The 18,870-nt window shown below is 51.5% G+C and carries 16 protein-coding genes; 9 read left to right on the top strand and 7 right to left on the bottom strand.

Translation table 11 applies throughout. The annotated features are described in order from the left end of the window. Nucleotides 1–5 precede the first annotated feature (5 nt). The 3 genes from ACO0LF_RS29215 (at nucleotide 6) to bcsQ (ACO0LF_RS29205) (ending at nucleotide 3,150) form a co-directional block, all read left to right on the top strand. Nucleotides 6–1,265 (top strand): NAD(P)/FAD-dependent oxidoreductase, encoded by a 1,260-nt coding sequence (locus ACO0LF_RS29215; protein WP_423020637.1) that lies wholly within the window; start codon nucleotides 6–8, stop codon nucleotides 1,263–1,265. A gap of 39 nt (nucleotides 1,266–1,304) precedes the next feature. Further along, nucleotides 1,305–2,273 carry a transcriptional regulator FtrA gene (gene ftrA, locus ACO0LF_RS29210; RefSeq protein ID WP_423020565.1) on the top strand — a complete coding sequence of 323 codons (969 nt, stop codon included), beginning with the start codon at nucleotides 1,305–1,307 and terminating at the stop codon, nucleotides 2,271–2,273. A gap of 130 nt (nucleotides 2,274–2,403) precedes the next feature. Then, nucleotides 2,404–3,150, top strand: a complete 747-nt coding sequence (gene bcsQ / locus ACO0LF_RS29205; RefSeq protein WP_423020563.1) for a cellulose biosynthesis protein BcsQ — start codon at nucleotides 2,404–2,406, stop codon at nucleotides 3,148–3,150. Nucleotides 3,151–3,153: 3 nt separating this feature from the next. Here bcsQ (ACO0LF_RS29205) and ACO0LF_RS29200 read toward each other — a convergent pair whose 3' ends face one another. The 5 genes from ACO0LF_RS29200 to ACO0LF_RS29180 all read right to left on the bottom strand — a co-directional run bounded on the left by ACO0LF_RS29200 (nucleotide 3,154) and on the right by ACO0LF_RS29180 (nucleotide 9,877). Further along, on the bottom strand, nucleotides 3,154–5,022 hold the full coding sequence (locus ACO0LF_RS29200; RefSeq protein ID WP_423020561.1) for a polysaccharide deacetylase family protein: 1,869 nt from the start codon (nucleotides 5,020–5,022) through the stop codon (nucleotides 3,154–3,156). A 59-nt stretch (nucleotides 5,023–5,081) separates the two neighbouring features. After that, entirely contained in the window at nucleotides 5,082–5,303 is a 222-nt protein-coding gene (locus ACO0LF_RS29195; RefSeq protein WP_423020559.1) for a hypothetical protein, read from the bottom strand. A 1-nt stretch (nucleotide 5,304) separates the two neighbouring features. Continuing rightward, nucleotides 5,305–6,663: a glycosyltransferase family 2 protein gene (locus ACO0LF_RS29190; protein WP_423009432.1), complete on the bottom strand. Its 1,359-nt coding sequence runs from the start codon at nucleotides 6,661–6,663 to the stop codon at nucleotides 5,305–5,307. Continuing rightward, nucleotides 6,654–7,922, bottom strand: a complete 1,269-nt coding sequence (locus tag ACO0LF_RS29185; RefSeq protein WP_423020557.1) for a tetratricopeptide repeat protein — start codon at nucleotides 7,920–7,922, stop codon at nucleotides 6,654–6,656. The genes ACO0LF_RS29190 and ACO0LF_RS29185 overlap by 10 nt, the downstream gene beginning before the upstream one ends. 65 nt (nucleotides 7,923–7,987) lie before the next feature. Beyond that, nucleotides 7,988–9,877, bottom strand: a complete 1,890-nt coding sequence (locus ACO0LF_RS29180) for a BcsE family c-di-GMP-binding protein (protein ID WP_423020555.1) — start codon at nucleotides 9,875–9,877, stop codon at nucleotides 7,988–7,990. A 220-nt stretch (nucleotides 9,878–10,097) separates the two neighbouring features. Between ACO0LF_RS29180 and ACO0LF_RS29175 the strand changes: the two genes are divergently transcribed. The 4 genes from ACO0LF_RS29175 (at nucleotide 10,098) to bcsQ (ACO0LF_RS29160) (ending at nucleotide 13,667) form a co-directional block, all read left to right on the top strand. Further along, complete coding sequence (locus ACO0LF_RS29175; protein WP_423020553.1) at nucleotides 10,098–10,862, top strand: DUF4397 domain-containing protein; 765 nt, start codon at nucleotides 10,098–10,100, stop codon at nucleotides 10,860–10,862. A gap of 75 nt (nucleotides 10,863–10,937) precedes the next feature. Next, nucleotides 10,938–12,284, top strand: coding sequence for an alginate O-acetyltransferase AlgX-related protein (locus ACO0LF_RS29170; protein WP_423020551.1), 1,347 nt, complete (start codon nucleotides 10,938–10,940; stop codon nucleotides 12,282–12,284). 235 nt (nucleotides 12,285–12,519) lie between these two features. Continuing rightward, a complete protein-coding gene (locus ACO0LF_RS29165; protein ID WP_423020549.1) occupies nucleotides 12,520–12,900 on the top strand; it encodes a hypothetical protein in 381 nt (126 codons plus the stop codon). Continuing rightward, on the top strand, nucleotides 12,897–13,667 hold the full coding sequence (gene bcsQ, locus ACO0LF_RS29160) for a cellulose biosynthesis protein BcsQ (RefSeq protein WP_423020547.1): 771 nt from the start codon (nucleotides 12,897–12,899) through the stop codon (nucleotides 13,665–13,667). The genes ACO0LF_RS29165 and bcsQ (ACO0LF_RS29160) overlap by 4 nt, the downstream gene beginning before the upstream one ends. A gap of 182 nt (nucleotides 13,668–13,849) precedes the next feature. On the opposite strand, the gene ACO0LF_RS29155 is transcribed toward bcsQ (ACO0LF_RS29160), so the two are convergent. After that, nucleotides 13,850–15,484, bottom strand: a complete 1,635-nt coding sequence (locus ACO0LF_RS29155) for an alpha-amylase family glycosyl hydrolase (protein ID WP_423020545.1) — start codon at nucleotides 15,482–15,484, stop codon at nucleotides 13,850–13,852. Nucleotides 15,485–15,649: 165 nt separating this feature from the next. Beyond that, nucleotides 15,650–16,741, bottom strand: coding sequence for a glucokinase (locus ACO0LF_RS29150; protein ID WP_423020543.1), 1,092 nt, complete (start codon nucleotides 16,739–16,741; stop codon nucleotides 15,650–15,652). A 465-nt stretch (nucleotides 16,742–17,206) separates the two neighbouring features. On the opposite strand from ACO0LF_RS29150, the gene ACO0LF_RS29145 reads away from it, so the two are divergent. Both ACO0LF_RS29145 and ACO0LF_RS29140 read left to right on the top strand, forming a co-directional pair. Beyond that, on the top strand, nucleotides 17,207–17,476 hold the full coding sequence (locus ACO0LF_RS29145; protein WP_423020541.1) for a hypothetical protein: 270 nt from the start codon (nucleotides 17,207–17,209) through the stop codon (nucleotides 17,474–17,476). Nucleotides 17,477–17,823: 347 nt separating this feature from the next. Beyond that, the gene (locus tag ACO0LF_RS29140; protein WP_423020539.1) at nucleotides 17,824–18,495 is read left to right on the top strand and encodes an energy transducer TonB; all 672 of its coding nucleotides are present in this window, start codon (nucleotides 17,824–17,826) and stop codon (nucleotides 18,493–18,495) included. Nucleotides 18,496–18,870: the final 375 nt, after the last annotated feature.

Genomic DNA, 18,870 nt, shown 5'->3' with positions numbered 1-18,870 from the left:
ATCTGCTGCACACTTTTTATCAAGCGACGGCTGCATCTGAACACTACCCCAGTCTGCAAGAGCAAGTTGATTGTGAAGTCTGCATCATAGGCGGCGGTTATGCGGGCCTGGCGACAGCAATGGGCTTGCTGGAACGCGGCGTCAAGAATATCGTCTTGCTGGAAGCAGAACAAATTGGCCATGGTGCATCTGGCCGCAATGGCGGTTTTGTGTTTGGCGGTTTCAGCCTCGACAATGCTGAGCTGATCAAACAGATAGGTCGCGAGCCCGCCCGCCATTTGTATCAGTTGACACTGGATGCCGTCGCCCTGATACGCCGACGGATACAGCAATATGAGATGGATTGCGATATCAATGAGAGCGGTGTAGTGCTGGCCAACTGGTTCGACGATGCAAAAAAATTACAGCAGCAAAGAGAATTCATGCTGCGTGAATTCGAGGTCGACTGGACACCCTGGTCACGCGAGCAAACCCGGGCAGCCTTGCATAGCGAAAGATATTTTGATGCCCTGCATGAAAAAAATGCCTTTCACTTTCATCCGCTTAAATATGCGCAGGCGCTGGCCAGGGTATTGAATTCACAAGCTGTTCGGGTGTTTGAGCAAAGCCGTGTCAGCGCCATTGAAACTATCGCTGCCGAAAAACTGGTGCGTACGGGACATGGCACGGTGAAAGCCAAGCATGTCGTAGTTTGTTGCGGTGGCTATATAGAAAGCCTGTACCCGCAACTGGCGCGCTCCGTCCTGCCTATCGCCACCTATGTCATGGCAACAGAAAAACTCGGCGACAAACTGACAACTGCCATGCAAACCAGCGCTGCCGTGTATGACACCCGCTTTGCCTTCGATTATTACCGGCCATTGGCAGATAGTCGTTTGCTCTGGGGCGGCCGCATCTCCATACAAGAAAAACCACCTGCCACAGTTGCACAATTGCTCTACAAAGACATGCTAAAAGTATATCCACAACTTGCAGGCACGAAAGTCGAATATGCCTGGAGTGGCCTGATGAGTTATGCCCAGCACAAGATGCCACAAATCGGTTGCCTGCCTAATGGGGTCTGGTATGCCATGGGCTTTGGTGGGCATGGTGTGGCACCCACTACGCTGGCGGGTGAGCTCGTGGCACAGGCAATTGCCAACCAGCAGGCCTTGCCGCATGGTCTGGATCAGTATGGCTTGCCCCCCAGCTTTGGCAAACTGGGCTTGATGGCTGCCCAATGCGCGTATTGGTATTATGAATTGCGCGACTGGTTGCGCGAATAAACCATCTGTCGCAATGCGCGTTTACGGTAATATCTGGCCATGAAACCTCATCTCGTCATCTGCTTTGCCTATGATCAACTATGCACCTTTGAATTTGGCTGCACGGTAGAATTATTTGCCTTGCAACGCCCGGAACTGGGGGTAGCCTGGTATGAGTTTGCCGTCTGCGCTGCCGATGCGGGCAAATTGCGTGCAGCAGGCGGTATCACGGTGGAAGTGCCGTACGGCCTTGATATGCTGGACGAGGCAGATACCATCATCATCCCCGGCTGGCGCGATGCGGATGAAATCCCGCCTGAGGCTTTACTCGACAAAATTCGTGCAGCCCATGCGCGTGGAGCACGTATTTGCAGTATTTGCTCAGGCGTGTTCATCCTGGCAGCGGCAGGCATACTGGATGGTAAGACCGTGACCACCCATTGGCGTTATGCCGAAAAATTGCTCAAGCGTTACCCGCAAATTCAAGTGCAGACCAATGCCTTGTATGTGGACCAGGGGCAGATCATGACCTCGGCAGGCTCTGCCGCCGGACTCGATATGTTGCTGCACCTGGTGCGCAAAGACCATGGCGCAAAAGTCGCCAACCTGGTGGCCCAGCGCCTGGTAGTGCCACCACACCGTGAAGGTGGCCAGGCCCAGTTTGTACCACGCCCCATGCCCAGCGATGAGCATGCACGCCTTGCCAAACTGATGGACTGGATCAGGGCCCACCCTGCCCTGCCGCATAACCTGGCATCGATGGCAGAAAAAGCCGCCATGAGCACGCGCACCCTGCAGCGCCATTTCAAGGAAAGCACAGGTATGGCACCCGGCGAATGGCTGATACGCGAACGCGTCGCCATCGCCAAGGAATTACTGGAGTCGCCCAACACCAGCCTGCCACAGATCGCCGAGCTGGCAGGCTTTGGCTCGGAAGAATCACTGCGCCGCCATTTCCGCCGCATCGTGGCGAATAGTCCGGGCAATTATCGTAAGCAGTTTTCTGATTCGACCACCATGCCGCCTTAAGCAAACCTGCTCACGCTCCAGGCTTATCAAAGAAGGAAATTGAAGGTAAACTGCGTGTCGCGTTTGTGTGAGCAGCATAGGTTCACAACGCCCACAGTAACTTAGAAAAGAATTCACTTCCTATGCAATCATGCATGTAATTTCCCTCATCTCCGGCAAGGGTGGCGTAGGCAAGACCACGCTGACCAGCAATCTTGCCATCGCCCTGAGCCAGCGTGACAAACGTGTTCTGGTGATCGATCTTGATCCGCAAAATGCGGTACGTCATCACCTCGGTATGGACCCGAATGATGATGCTGGCCTGGTACGTGAAGGCATATTTCCTGAAGTGATTTTTGAAAGCCCGTTTGGTGTCGACTTCATTCCTTTTGGTCGTGTTACTGAAGAAGAGTTGCTGGAATTTGAAGGTGAACTGGAGGCACGCCCGGCCTGGTTAGCGACGGCAATTTCAGGCTTGCAGGACATAGGCTATGACTACATCCTGCTCGATACACCGCCTGGTGCCACGGTTTATCTGCCACAGGTGTTGCAAGCAGCAGCCCATGCACTGATCGTCGTTCTGGCCGATGCAGCCTCGTATTCCAGCCTGGGTAAAATGTTCAAATTGCTGGCGGAATATGGCAAAGACCCGGCGACCAAGACCTGTGCTACTCATATACTGCTGAACCAGATGCAGGAAAACAGCGAACTGGGGCAGCAAGTCAGGGCCGCCATGATGGATAGCTTTGGCAGCAAGATGGCCCCCATGGTCATCCACAGGGATGCCCTGGTGCCGGAAGCCCTGGCCTATGAAAGATCAGTCTTGCAATATGCCCCTCATGCACAGGCCAGCCGTGATATCCAGCATCTGGCAGACTGGCTGGCAGGCAGGAAATAAGCCTTAATTGAATACTGCCTGATAGGCGTAATTACCCGGCTCCAACACCTCAAACGTGATGGCAGCACGGAAGTCATCTATGCGCTTTACCGTGGCCTTGGGCATGCCTATCTTTAAGCCCAGCACATTTGGCAACTGGGATTTTTGCGGCAGTATCAAGATCAGGCTGGCATTGGCCAGTGGCTTCTTGCCGGTAACGGTGAGATCAAATTCAACACGCTTGCCTGCGACAGTAGAAGATAATTTCAATCTGTCACGCTCATGCCACCAGTTGGCAACCTGTGAAGATGAGGCCAGCCAGATGCTGCTTCTATTCGCCTTCAGGTAATCCAGGTAAGCGGGAAAAGCCTGGGTCAGCAAACTGTTTTCTTCAAAGCTCTGGCTATGTACGCTGAGCAAACCCAATGCACCCATTTGCCTGCTGGTTTCTGCATCGCTGATCAGAGCTTGCCTGGTCTGCTCTACATCGAGTTGTTCCTTGCTCAAATTCAGGTCATCCCGTTGGGTACGTGGCAACAAGACCATGGCATTCTCGTTGCTGACGCCATCGATTTTGACAAACATGGGCAAGCGGCCTTCACTGCTATTGGGGTCGGTCACATGGTGCAGGAAAGCATTTTTCTGCAACAAAGTCTGGGTAGTATTGTCATAGCCTTCCAGCGGCGCACGGAAACCGGTGATGGCTGACAAGTCGGGCAAAATAGATTTGATGTCTTCGCGCATGGCAAGCAGGCGTTTTTCCTGCTCATTCAAGCTCTGGTCTTTAAAGCTGATATGGGTGTCACCGTGATAACCAATATCATAGTCGCGTGCCAGTTGCTTCATCTCATCAGGGAATTGTTTGGCCACAGAGGTCAGCACATAAAAACTGCCGCGATAATTGATACCGCGTATCAGCGTAACAAAGCGCAAGGCATTGGCGAAACCTTGTTCGGTATCCATTTCTATGATTTGTGCTGAATACTTGCCTTCTGGCCAGGCTGCGCGCAACAAGGCAGGCTTTCTTTGCAGCCAGCTCAGGGTATCGTCGACCAGGCTGTAAATGGGGTAAGGCTGTGATTCCCAGGCGGATTCAGCAAAGGCAAATACGGCACTGCGCCCGCTCTCGGCACTGGGCTCCGCATATAACACGGCAGTTTCATTTTTTCGCTCCGGGTCTTGCACCCTGGTCCAGTCCATGATGCTGGCTGCGCCCTTGCCGTTGAAGCGCAGCAGACTCTCTGAGGCATTGCCCAGCCAGATGCGCTGGCCAGCCGCCTGGCTATGGGTCACCGGTGTTTCACCATTCAAGATCAGGTAACGGGCCTTGGATTCGAGCGCGATTTCCCCTTTGGAAGTAGCCCCCATGGCTTCCAGGAATTGCCAGCCTGCCCATTCTCCTTTTTCATTGCGGGTGCCACTGGCCCAGGTCGCCAGGATGGAGCCACCCTGGGTACGATAATTTTGCAGAGCAGCCCGTTCCTGCTCACTGAGTGCCACGGCCGAGGCCAGCACCAGGACACCATCCTTGAGATCGCTTAATGCCTGGGTATCCGTGATTTCCTTGAAACTGACCTGGCGCTGTTTGGCATACGCATGCCAGGGTGCCAGCAAGCGATCATAGTTGCCCCCTATGGAAGAAAAATAGCTGCGGGTATTCGGTGACACATACAGATACAGTCCCCTGGATGCAGGTGTGGAATTATTACTGCCAGCAGAGCGGAAAGGGGTCTGCAAATTGAATTCCGGCATTTGCCAGCCCAGTACCTGCATCGATGACAGGTAGGCAAATACGGATACAGCCATGCCCAGCACAATCAGGGCCAATAAATAGGTGCCTATGCGGCGGTAGGCAGGTCTGTTTTCAAAACCGCCCGGGTCTTCTGTTTGCATGAAAGATAAACTTAATAAAACGATGCTGACGTTGATAGTGATGGGCTACGATGAATGGATTACGATGATTTGTCCGGTGTGCTGGTCGCAATCTGTTTCACTGGCACATAGCGTTTCAGGAAAATCGCCTGTATTTCCCCCTGCTCTTCTGTCGTAGTATCCTTGCGTTTGGGCTTGCGTTTGTCGCGCAGTTTGAAGGCAATATAAGCAGCGACACCCACCACGAGCGTGCCTATGGTGGTGATCAGTATCACGGTTGCCAGTATAGAAATCAGGTCCATATCAAAGCTTGCCTTCTCTTTGTAGCTTGCCCCAGGTCATTGCCGTTCCGCGCCATTCTTCTATGGTGGCAAACACCTTGGAAATATCAATAATCGTAATGTAAAACAGCCTGAACACAACGGCATAAAAAATCAGCGAAGGATCTTCTTCTTCGACGATGACGCAGTAGGTGGCAGCGACGATATCAAGTATCGTCAGTTGCAGCCACCAGTAAAACAGAAAAATCACCACCCCATATTGCAGGCCGACATAGACAAAAAACAGATTGCCCAGCACGGTGGAAAATGGCCACATGATGCCTTCAAACAGCATGTACCATAAAATGAAAAAATTGATACCGGCACGACGGGGATTCCACAGGGCAGAACTGTGCTTGCGGGTGGCCTGTAAGATGCCCCGCGTCCAGCGATAGCGCTGCTTCAGTAAATCCAGCAGGCGGCTGGGGGTTTCTACCCAAGCGACTGCCGTAGGCTCATAAGCAATGTGCCAGCCACGCATGAGCAGTTTCAAGGTCAGGTCGCAGTCTTCGGCAAAGGTATCATGGTCATAGCCACCAGCCTGCTGCAAGACGCTCTTCCTGAACATACCCAGTGGGCCGGGTATGATATTGACTGCGCGCATGAAACTTTGTGCCTTGCGCGCCATGGCCAGGCCCTCTACATATTCCAGCGCCTGCACTCTGGTCAGCAGGTTCTCGCGATTGAGCACCTTGACATTGCCAGCAACCGCGCCAACCCGTGGATCATCAAAATGGCGTATGCAAACCCGCAGGGTATTGCGTGACAGCTTGGTGTCGCCATCCATGTTCAGGATGAACTCGCCACGCGCTGCACTCATGCCGGTATTCAGCGCATCAGCCTTGCCACCGTTTTTCTTGGTGATGACACGCACAGCGACCTGATGATCTTCCCTTGCCACGGCCAGGGCTTTTTCATAAGTGTCGTCGCTGGAACCATCATCGATCACCAGGATTTCATAATTCGGATAATCCAGCAACAATAGTGAACGCAAGGCTGGCTGTATCACTGGCCCCTCATTATAGGCTGGCACCACCAGGGTGATCATAGGCAATGAGGCCTCGTCATGCACGTTGCCCTCAGGTTCCTGGCGGCGCTTCATCATGTATTCCAGGTGTTCCATGAAGGAATACAGGATGAGCATGGCATACCTGAGCACCAGCAAAGCCAGGAAAAATAAAAGATAGGCTGAGACTACGCTGAGAAACAGGTTTTCAAACAAGACACTAAATTTGCCCAGGTCAAATTTCCATATGCCACCCAGGCTGATAACAAACAGATACAGCACCCCGGCAATGGAGGCAGCCGCAATCAGGTAGCGATAGATTTGCCTCAATCCCAAAGTTTCTCCAGATTCAGGGAAAATGATTTTGCGCGATAACGGGCATTATCGCGACGACTGGCCATGGACCAGAGATTGACACCTATGGCCAGGTTTTTATCCAGCCAGAGTTTGCCGCCCATGCCCAGGCTCCAGTTGCTGCCTGCTTCGCCGTACAAACGGGTGCCCGCCTGGCCACTGCCGTACAGGCTCCAGTTTTCATTGGCCAACTCACCCTGCAAACCGACATACGCTGTACCAAATCCATCGACAGGCGACCAGTATTTATTGGAGTAAAAACGTACGTCACGTGTTTCTACACCGACAAAGGGTTTAATACGGTGCCCGAAGGGCCGCCAGTTTGGAATGAAATTGCTGCGGCTGGTCAGTATCACGTTACTGTCGGAGACACGAAAGACATCGACATGCTCGGTGAATTGTCCGGCATCGAAATTCAGATTGGCATCGACACCGACATGGGCCGCATTCAAATCATCTGCCAGGGCATTGGCATTAAAAGCGGCCTTGCCCCAATTGGTCCTGCCGACTTCGACCAGGAAACGTCCTTCATCTATCTTTAGCTTGAGGTTACCAAAAAGATCAGCCTTGGGTTTTGCCTGGGCATCCAGCTCCAGGCGTGGCTCCAGCGGCAGTTTCAGGTTTTGATAGGCAAAGCCGACTTCTCTTTGCTGGGTCGTGGTCAGCGGCAATTGATCACGGGTGCCACTGCTACTCACTTCAAAGATGTGGCTGCCACTATCATCACGCCAGCGATGGCTGATACTCAGTTCACGGCGCCTGGCATCGCCAGAATCTTGTGCCGCACCGGCGCTAATCAGGGTGCGTGGATTCAGTTCACGCATGGCATATAGCAAACCTTCATTGGCACCTGCATGCTGTGGGTCTTCTGCCAGCACCGATTGATAGAGCGGCAGGGCCTGGTCGTCCCGGCCCTTCCAGCGATAGACATTGGCCAGGCCCGTGCGAGCATCCTTGCGCAGCGGCCCATTGGATAATATTTTGTATTGCAGCTCAGCTTTGCGCATGCGCCCTGACCAGGCCAGGCTATTGGCAATGATCAGGCGCAGGCCAGGCTCGGTTTTTTCTTTATCCAGCACTTCCAGACCTTTGCTACCGACAGCCTGATAATCCTGGGCCGCATTCAAATCCAGGATTTGTTGCTGGGCTGGGCTAAGTGGTGCCACTGGTGCATCCGCCGCCATGGACATAGGGCTATGGACCAAGGTTGCAACTGCCAATAATGCAGGCAAGGAGAACATTACTTTCTTGCTCGATAGGTAAATACGCATAGACTCTTAGTGTTGAATATTTGCTGACGAATTCATCAGACGGGTTGCTTCTTGTAAGTGGCACGCGTGGCCCTGGGCGCGGGTTGTTTGCCAAACACCTGGTTGGCTGCCCTGGTAGCACTTCCTGCCACTGGATTAAATTTGAATTGATCCTCTGTATCGCTGGAAAAATCCTGTTCGTCTTCTTCCTCTGCTGTCATGGCAAAGTCGTTCGCTGATTCAGGCTGTTCCTGCTCAGATGGTATGTCAGCTTGCGTGACTGCGGCCATGACACTTGGCACCACTGCCTGCTTCTCAGGTGTATGCGATTTGGGAAGAAAGGGAAAATCCTCCTTGGGCACAATTGACTCTGCTGGCGCTTTTGGCTCTATAGATTCCAGCATTGCCGGAATGGCGCTGGAATAATCAGGGAGTTGTGCATCCTTGGCGGCATATGCCAGGTTTGCCAAAGCCAGGACGATATCCTGCCGGTCTGTCAAATATCTGACTTCATGAAAAGCCGTAGCAGCTGCCGCACCCAGGATACGCTCCAGTGTCAATTGCAATGCTGATTCGGGGCAGGCATTAAAAAACAGATAACATGCCCTGCCATCGCTGGACAAGAGATCACCAGGGCGGGAAATATTGATACGCGCCAGGATCTCTGGAAAGCTGGTGCCATGCACCAGCTCACCTATCACCAGTACACAAGGGATACTCAGGGCTGCACCGCGCTCTATGATGAGGCCTATCTCCCTGGCAAAGCGTGGTGGCAATAAATAGCCACGCAAGCCGGAAGGCAAGACGCTGGCCAGAGCAATTTCAAAATCAATGTCGACATTACGGTCAAAGCTTTGGCCTTTCAGCGATTCCAGCAATAAGGGCAAACGGCTTTCCGGTATGTCGCGATGTATCACCAGGTTAACGCCCAGGCGCAGCAAGAGTGCTTCATTTTGATAACGCAATGAAGCCTGCTTTTCCCGTATCACGATATGGGCTTTTTTACCCAGGCTCATGCGCAGTGTGTGCACAGTCTCGGCCAACTCGCGCAACTCAGTCTGGCGCTGGAAACTGAGCAACACCGTCACTGCCTGCAAACCGCGAGTGGCATGCATCATGCCGACCAGACTGTTGACTTGTTGCCAGTTGCCTGCGGATTCATGGGCAAGACTGGCCAGGTCATCATCCATGTAAAAGAATTTTGCCGGAGCAGCCTGGGCGTATATCTCTGACTGCTCAGGCGATTCCTCAATCGCACGCGCGCCTATCCTGTACATGCCATTATCCAGCGTCAACAAGGGATATTGGCGCGCAGCGACAGTGCCTTCAGGCGACTGCCAGTAATCAAAAGTCAGTTCCAAACCAGGGCGGCCACTGCTTATCCTGACAATGCCGGATAGTTGATCCATCATGGCTTGCAAGGTTTCGGCGCTATGGCCACTCAAACGTGAAAACACCAGCAAGGCCGTGACCCTATGCCTGCCAAACCACAGGCGCAGGGCCTCTACCTGCTCCATGGCCAGGGAAAGATCATGCAGGCTGAACAATTCGTCTGCCTGATCAAAGATCAGATAACTGTCATCCTGGATACCAAAATGATCGAGTTCCTTGGCAAAGCGTTCTGCGCCAAAACGAAACATGTTTTTTGCAAAATTATCCTGACGCAAGAAGATTTGCAGCTTGCCACTTTCCAGTGCCCTGCTGGTATCGTAGACGCCGAGTGCGTCTATGCGCTCCAGAAATGCTTCTGGATGCGAGGGTAGAATGATGGTGCAATTTTGTTGCTTGCTCCAGGCATATTGCAGACTGCTGGCAAGCACGGGAACGCGGGCCGGTGGCATTTCTGCAATCAGCGCATATAAGCCGCCATTCAGCATCTGATCTGTCAGGCTGGGCAAGCCAGGGATACTCAGGCTGGCGTTGGCAAGGACGGGGCTCTCATGCATAATGGCGGGTGCCTTTGTTGAAATGGCAAAACATTTTTGTCATGCAGTTAGTCGATACACTTGAATTGTCACTATCTCATCATCTTATCATGTGCAATTTCCTGTCATGGCTGGAAATACATGAACATTTGTTAATTTATTGCTATCTATCCCAAGTTTGCAAAGGTTGTGCATCAGTATGAAACGCCGATGTGATTTATAGATCAAGGAAAAGTTCATCGTGTCTGTTCTCACTGTTTTCCCAATCGCTGCAGCCTGGCTGGCAAGGCCCAGGTATTGGCCGCTTGTCAGTTTTTGCTTTGTTCTGTTCGTAGCCAGGCCTGTTCTGGCACAATTAACGGGGGTCTTATATGACCCTGAGCCACCCGCAGATGCAGCATATGTACGCATCATCCACCTCACCCCAAATGAACAGCTCGATGTGCTGGTGGATGGAAAGCCCCGCCAGGCAGGTATACGGGAAGGGAAATTTGGCGACTATATGGTACTGCGTGCTGGCCCGCATGAACTGCAGTTGCTATCACAGCCAAAAGCGAAAATCATCGCCACTACCCGCATTGATGTGCGCCCGGCGCAAGTATTGACGCTGGCATATACCATTCCCCAGTCAGCACCACAGATATTTGAAGATAAAACCGGTTTGAACCGCATGAAGGCCAACATTACGGTCTATCATTTAGCCGATAAATCAGGCGAATTCAATATCAGTACCGCTGATGGCAAGACCAGTGTATTTCGTGCGCTCGCACCTTTGAGCAGTCATGCACTCGCAGTCAATCCCATCAAAGTAGAATTACTGGCCTGCCCATTTGCCAACCAGCCCGCAGGCAAAGGGGATTGCAGCAGCCCTGCCGCGCAGCAGGCGAGAGTTGCGCTTGTGCTGGAGCGCGGCGACAATTATAGTTTACTCCTGACTCTGGACGCCCACTCTGTCTTGCAGGTCCGCGTCTCAAAAAATGCAGTTGAAGCACCTGCTCATAAATAATCAGGTCCAGCAAACATCACAAACGCAATAGCAAGGAGCAATATCATACTGCGCGCACCTCTACGTCTTTCCAGCATGGCCTTGTTCTGTCTGACAGCGAGCTGCCTGAGCGCCACAACGGCCTGCGCCGAAGAAGCCGCCGCCATTGCGGGCAAGCACGACTGGCTGTTTTATCGCTATGAATGGGCAAATAGTGCGGATCTGGCCGCCACCAATAGCTCGCTGGATTTGATCAAATCCTTCAGCCAGACCTTGCATGAGAATGGCATTACCCTGGTGGTGGCGATGGTGCCTTTGAAAGCCCGCATTTACCAGGAGCATTTGCCTGAGCAACATAAACTCAACCCCTATATGGCGGGAAATTATCAGCGTATGGCACAGGTTTTGAGTGCCGCAGGGGTGAAAGTCATCGACCTGAACAGCAGTTTTTTGCAAAGCTCTAAAAATCGCCCGGAGAAAAATCTTTATTTTCGCCTGGACAGCCACTGGACACCTGCAGGCGCCCTGCTGGCTGCAGAAACCGTGGCCAGCAGCCTGGAAGCAGATGCTGGCATGAAAGCCCGACTACGCCAGATCCCCGCAGAAAAATACAGCATGCGCTGGTCGGACCAAGCCGTCGCCACTGTCTCGCGTGACCTGGTACAGCAACTCCCGAAAGGCGGCCCCACTTATGCGCCTGAGTATGTGCTGGATGCTGAAATCACTAAAGCGGCATCGGGTGGCAACTTGCTGGGAGATGCAGCAGCACCCATGATCAGCCTGGTGGGCAGCAGCTATTCCAAGCCCTGGACACGCTTTCCTGAGTTTTTGAAGTTTACTTTGCAAAAAGATGTATTGGCGATAGCCGTAGGCGCTGATCAGGGATCCTGGGTAGGCATGGAAAGCTATCTGCGCGATGATGCTTTTCAAAATACGCCACCCAAATTCCTGATTTGGGAAATGCCGGAAAGGGATATGCGCGCCCCGCCTGCCTTCCTGTATCGCGAGGCACGCTATCGCAGTGACAATCAGGAATGGCTGCAGCGCGTCACGGCCATGGTGCAAACGCAATGTCGTGCCAGTGCTGCCAGCGTCAAATTAAGCGGTGCACAAGACGCGCATGGTGCGCAATTTTCCAAGACATCGGCTCCTGATTATGTGAGCCTGCAATTCAGTCAGGCGGCAGATACCCAGGATTACCTGCAAGTCAGCATCGCCAGCAAGACCGCGCAAAGCCTGACTCTGGAAGCCATGAAAGGCGAAATCAGCGCCCGCAAATGGACGATAGCCATTAATGCTGATGGCAGCCCGCATACTCTGAAAATAGCTTTGCCAGCTAATGCTAAAACCTATACAGGACTCAAGATATGGCCAGGTGAGACGCAGGGATTTAGCATCAGCGATGCCAGGCTTTGTCGGCTGCCAGCAACTACAGGCAGGTAAACTTCCTGTTAATGACCGAGGCTGTTGAGAAATTAAGATGGCTAGGCGCCCCCGGCTAGGCGTCGCTGACGCAGACAGTACTTTAGTACCGTGTTTTACATCTTGGAAGCGCAACAACGCCAGGTTAATTTCACAACAGCCTCTAAAGTATTCCTATCTTGCATCCTGAATGATTGATAAAATAATTTAACATACGATAAATAATGTCTATGTCCAGCTAAAAGGGAAGTGGGAAGTGACAATAAAACGCCAGGACGATACCATTGCAGAACCAGACCATTGGCCTGTTTTGCAATCCATCGCAGCCAGACAGGCTGAGCGCCCGGCCCTCTTGTCAACAGCAGAAAAAGAAGCACGTTGGCAAATCCAGTCATCCAGCGCCCCACAGCAACTGCAAAAACCACCCAGCCATATTCCTGAAAAAGCGCATCAAATTGCCAGCCAATTACGGCACTTGGCACCATCAGCAAACAATATGAATCATAAGCAAGCAAGCGCGCAAACTGACCAGCCTGACTCAGTCAGTGCCGTATTTCAACGCCTGGCAAAAGGTGAACACAAGTCCCCGCCACAAGCTGGTGAAAGCCGATTGATAGGGCAAGTACTCAAAAGATGAAAATTATTGCAGTTGTTTCAATGAAAGGTGGCGTCGGCAAAACCAGCGTGACCGCGAATCTGGCCGCAGTTTTAGCCGAAAACGCTGCCCCGGATAGCATAGCCGTGTTGAATCTGGACCCGCAAAATAGCCTGCATTTGCATTTCGGCCTGGGTATCGCGCTGGAAGCAGGCGTTGCATTCCAGACCGAAAAGGACGGTGACTGGAGCGAACTTGCTTTCGCTTCTGACTACAATGTCATCAACCTGCCCTACGGTGAAGTCAATGAAAAACAACGTAAGCGCTTTGAAGCATGCCTGAGCAACCATCCTGACTGGATAGGAAAACGCCTGCACCAGCTAGGCTTGCCGGAAGATGGCATCGTACTCATCGATACGCCACCCGGCCCTTCCGTGTATTTGCGCCAGGCCCTGGATTGCGCCGATATCGTCATCATGGTGGCACTGGCCGATGCCAGCTCTTATGCCACCATCCCCGCCATGGAATCATGGCTGGGCAATATGGAAACGCATGCGACATTAGAGAATTGTGTGCTGCTCTTGAACCAGCTTGAACCCGGCAATAAACTCAATACAGATATCGCAACTGCCCTGGCAAATTCGTATGGCGAACGCATGATACCCTATGGCATACCACGCGATGACGAAGTCAGCATGGCCTTCGCCTTTCAACAACCGCTGAATCACTACTCACCAGATAATCCAGCCCTGGAACAATTCCAGCAAGTGGTTGACTGGCTGCCTTTGGATGAGAGATACACTGCTTAAGTGTCAACTAAGTGTCGACTAAGTGCCGACAAGCAGCCTGGTTTCGGATAAATAAGTCGCCCTTGATTTCGTAGGAGCGGCTTTAGCCGCGAACAGCTTACTGTGCTGGTCATTTCAGGCTATCAATCTACAAAAAAAGAGCTGTGCATCAGCACAGCCCTGTCAAGCGCACTGCAAATTAATTAATTGATGATCTCAGCAAACCAGGCCCCATAGGCTGGCAATTCGACAGTATCAGCCAGATGTTGCCCGCTTAATCCAGCCTCCGGCAATTGCCGCGCGCCCTGCGCCTCCGCCCAGCTAAAGCTGATCGCCTGATTACCCAGATTGAATGCCGCCAGCAGGCTATTGCTACCCGCCAGGTCGCGGCGTATCGCCAATACGGGTTCGGGCGCATCAAAGAAACTGATTTCACCCCTGCTCAGTTGCGGATATTTTTTACGCCAGGCCAGGATATGACGGGCAAAATTCAGGACAGACTGTGCATCGTGATCTTGCGTCGACACGGCATTTCTTGCATGCTCGACAGGAACCGGCAGCCATGGCTTGCCAGAACTAAAACCCGCATTATGCTGCTCCGCCTGCCAGGGCATGGGGGTACGACAACCGTCGCGGCCCTTGAATTCTGGCCAGAAAGTAATGCCATAGGGGTCTTGTATATCTTCATAGGCGATGTCGGCTTCTGTCAATGCCAGCTCATCGCCTTGATACAGGCAGGGTGTACCCTTCAATGCCATTTGCATGGCCAGCAGCATTTTGGCAAATTCTGGTGTCGCCCCTGCCCCACCCCAGCGTGTCATGACACGTATCGAGTCATGATTACCTACCGACCAGGATACCCAGCCGCCCTTGACGCGCGCCTCATATTCTTCCACCTGCTGGCGTATATAGGCGGCAGAGTAAGTCGCCGTCAATAAATTGAAGCTGTAGGCCATATGCAGCTTATTACCATCTGCCGTGTAATCTGCCATCACTGCCAGTGAATCATCTGCACCGACTTCACCGATGGCAATTGCACCATACTCATTCAAGAGATTGCGGATTTTCTCCAGGAAAGCCAGGTTCTCTGGCTGGGTCTTATCATGGATGTGTGCCTGCATGCCATAGGGGTTATTGTCCTGTACCGTCTTGCTATCGCGCACCTGACTCGGCGGATTATCACGCAAAGCCTGGTCATGGAAATGGAAATTGCAGGCATCGAGGCGAAAGCCATCGACACCACGCTCCAGCCAGAAACGCATATTGTCGAGATGCGCCTGCTGCACTTCAGGATGGTGAAAATTCAAGTCCGGCTGGCTGACCAGGAAATTATGCATATAGTATTGTCGGCGGCGTGCATCCCATTGCCAGGCTGAACCACCAAATACAGACAGCCAGTTATTCGGTGGTGAGCCATCAGCCGTGGGATTGGACCAGACATACCAGTCAGCCTTGGGATTATCGCGACTCTTGCGACTTTCCACAAACCAGGGATGCTGCTCCGAACAATGCGACAAGACCTGGTCTATCATGATCTTCAAGCCCAGCTCATGTGCACGCTTGAGCAAGGCATCAAAGTCGCCCAGCGTGCCAAAGATGGGATCGACATCGCAATAGTCGGCCACATCATAGCCAAAGTCTTTCATCGGTGATGTGAAGAAAGGCGAAATCCAGACGATGTCCACGCCCAGGCTGGCGATGTAATCGAGCTTGCCTGTAATGCCAGGCAAATCACCTATGCCATCACCATTGCTGTCAAAAAAACTGCGCGGATAAACCTGGTAAATCACGGCATCACGCCACCAGTCGTTTGTTTGCACTGCCAAGGATGTATTCATGGATATGGAGTTAGATTATTAATCTGAAAATCAAGACCTCTCAACACAGAGACACGGAGACACAGAGAAAGGCAAAGAGGAAACATAAAGGACCGTTTTTATTCACTCTATAAAGTTTTTTCCTCGGTGTTTCCTCTGTGCCTCTGTGGTATATGGTCTTCTCATTCAAATATCAGCGATGTCAGCAATGCTAGATAAAGCCAATCGTTCATTCAAAATAGCAGACACGCCCAAAAATGCAGGATACTCTGCCGTGATCAGATAAGTCGGTATTTGCGCGAGGTAATCGACAAAGCGCCCTTTTGCCTCAAAGCGCTGGCGGAAGGCTGATTGCACGAAAAAATCCCCCAGGCGCGGGACTATACCTCCGCCTATGTACACGCCCCCTGTGGCCCCCAGGGTCATGGCCAGGTTACCGGCGACAGTACCCAGCATGGCACAAAAGTAGCTGACAGTGCGGGAACAGATGGCACAACTGCCATCAAGGGCACGGCCTGTGATGTCAGCTGCATTCATTTCTGCTATCCCCGGCTGATGATCGATTTGCGCCAGGATGCGATACATCAGCTCCAGCCCCATGCCAGAAATCAGTCTTTCGGCAGAGGCATGCGGATATTCTTTCCAGACCTGGCGCAGGATGGCAATTTCTGTTTCATCGCTGGGCGAATAACTGACATGCCCACCTTCACTGGATAAAGGCAGCCAATGCGATCCTGAAGGGATAATGCCGGATACGCCAAGACCAGTGCCCGGGCCTATCAAACCTATGGCGCGATTTGCCTGCGGCTGGCCGCCACCAATTTGCACACGTTCATTGGCGGTCAGATGTGGCAAGGCCATGGCTAAAGCAGTGAAATCATTGACCACAACCAGATGATCAAAACCTGCTGCCAGACGCAAAGACTCTATGGAAAAAGTCCAGTGATGATTGGTCATGCGCACAACATCACCATCCACAGGATTAGCAATGGCGATGGCGGCATTTTTTACTGCATCCGAACACGCAGCAAGCACTTCAGGACTCGATAAGTAAGCTGCAACTGCAGATTGCAGATCGGGATAGGCATTACATGCCAACACGGCTATGGCGACGAATTCATGGCTTGCCACCTCCAAAGCAAAGCGCGCGTTAGTGCCGCCTATATCTGCCAGCAAGCGCGGACTCATACTGTCTGATTTTTTTGGATTATTGCTCAACATCTCACCATTCACATTTTCTATGCCTGAGCCTGACTGGTACATGAAACTAGTCAGCATCTAATTTATGTAACAATACTACATATATCAATGCATGATGTCTAACAAATTTGTGACTTATGGTTTAAAATTTGAAAAAATGTTGGCTTAGACCACAATAAAACTATCAAAACAAAGCAATTTAAAAAATTACTTATGTAGTTGCACTACTTTTTAACTACAACAATTTAAATACCCATACACAAGCAGCTTTGTTTTACACAGGAGATAATAGGCTCGCCCATACAGGCATGGCCGACGTGAATACGGATAACGGGGTCGTTGATATATTTGAATGAGAAGACCATGCACCACGGAGGCACAGAGACACAGAGGAAGCACCGAGGAAAAAACTTCATAGAGTGAATAAAAACCGTCCTTTATGTTTCCTCTTTGCTCTTCTCTGCGTCTCCGTGCCTCTGTGTTGAGAGGTTTTGATTTTCAGATTAACAATCTAACTACACCAGCCTGCAAATTGCCGGTGCTGTGGATGACTTATATAAACCTGTCAGCAATTTTGATAGCTTTGGCGTGAGCATCAACAAGGCCATACCCGATAAAAATATGAGGAATACCCAATTCAGCGCCTGGGTGCCCATGCTGCACCCGGCTTATCGTGCTACAGGTGCGGCAGACCGGCGCATTGCGACCGAGGCAAAATATGATGAAGCTGGTGGCAGATTTAGCATTCCCGCCCTGAGTGCCATCGCTTTGTTGAGAACGAGTAAAGAATTCAACAATGATGGTTGGTTTTAGGGCATAAGCTATATTGGGCGCTGATGATTTTAGTGCAATTGTGGGTGAAATATGGGTGGACTATGGGCGCAAATCTTTTATAAAAGCAATTTTTGCCACAAAACATGGCAACAACATGGTTCAAATATTGCTTATTAAAACAAGGGACTTGTTCGGAAAATGCATAGTATTTGCTTACAAAGCAGGCACTCCATTGATACAAGTGAAGATATATATGTTTACAAATAGCCCTATCAATATGCTTACTACAAAAAATATGAAAAGTTTTCAGCCAAGAAACGCGAATTTTTCACCAACAGCGGTTATTATTACCGCCTTCATATTCTAAGAACGAGGAGACAGCCGGAATGGATTTTTCAAATCGCCAGCAAGAGCCGGGAAAGAAATTTATCGGTTTGGGGCTGGTCATATTATTTCACATACTTGTCGTATGGGCGCTGGTATCAGGCCTGGCACGCAAGGCCATGGAAGTGGTCATCAAACCACTGGAAACCAAGATCGTGGAAGAGGTGAAGCCACCGCCACCGCCACCAGACACGCCACCACCACCGCCACCAAAACTGCTGGCACCGCCACCACCGTTCATTCCGCCACCGGAAGTCCAGGTGCAGCAACCGGCACAACAGCAGCCGACCATTACGGCAGTGTCGAATGTCAAGCCAGACAATCCTGTCTTCACCAAGGCACCGCCAACAACAGCGCCGCCCGTCGAAGCCAAGGCCACTGGCCCAGTGACAGTACCCGGCGTGATCGACTTCAACGTCGGTGGTTGCAAACCAGAATACCCACGCGCCTCGTTGCGTAATGAAGAAACTGGTACCGTCGCCTTGTCTGTATTGATCGGTGCAGACGGCTCGGTAGCCGATGTCAAGATTGACAAATCCAGTGGTTTCCGCGGTCTGGACAATGCAGTTCGTTCCCAATTGATGTCAGGTTCCTGCAAAAACAAACCAGGTACCGTTGATGGCAAGCCACAGCAGACCTGGGCGAAAGTGCAGTACGTCTGGAAGTTGGAATAAACAAGAGCAAGACCTCTCAACACAGAGGCACGGAGACACAGAGGAGCACAGAGAAACCTGAAACAGAAACGGCAGCAAGTATTCACTCAATCGGTTCTGTGCAAAACGAAATTCCTCCTCATGTTTTTCTCTGTGGTGTAGCAGGGACTTCGAGTGGCATGCCACTCGCCTGCGAAACGAAGACTTCTTGCAAGAAGTCTTTCCACCCTCTGTGTCTCTGTGGTAAAGATTTTTGGTCTTAAAGTTTTAAATTAAACAAACCAAGTCGTACATAAAAACAGCAGTAAGCAATACCAACCTTATTTTGTTAAAAGGAAGCACCTCAATGAAAACCCGTTTCTCCGCATTCCTGGCTGCAACACTCCTGGCTTTGAC

Source organism: Undibacterium sp. Di27W (assembly GCF_049340345.1).
Lineage (GTDB): Bacteria > Pseudomonadota > Gammaproteobacteria > Burkholderiales > Burkholderiaceae_D > Undibacterium.
Note: the sequence above shows the minus strand (reverse complement) of the source record. Positions and strands in the feature narration are given on the sequence as shown.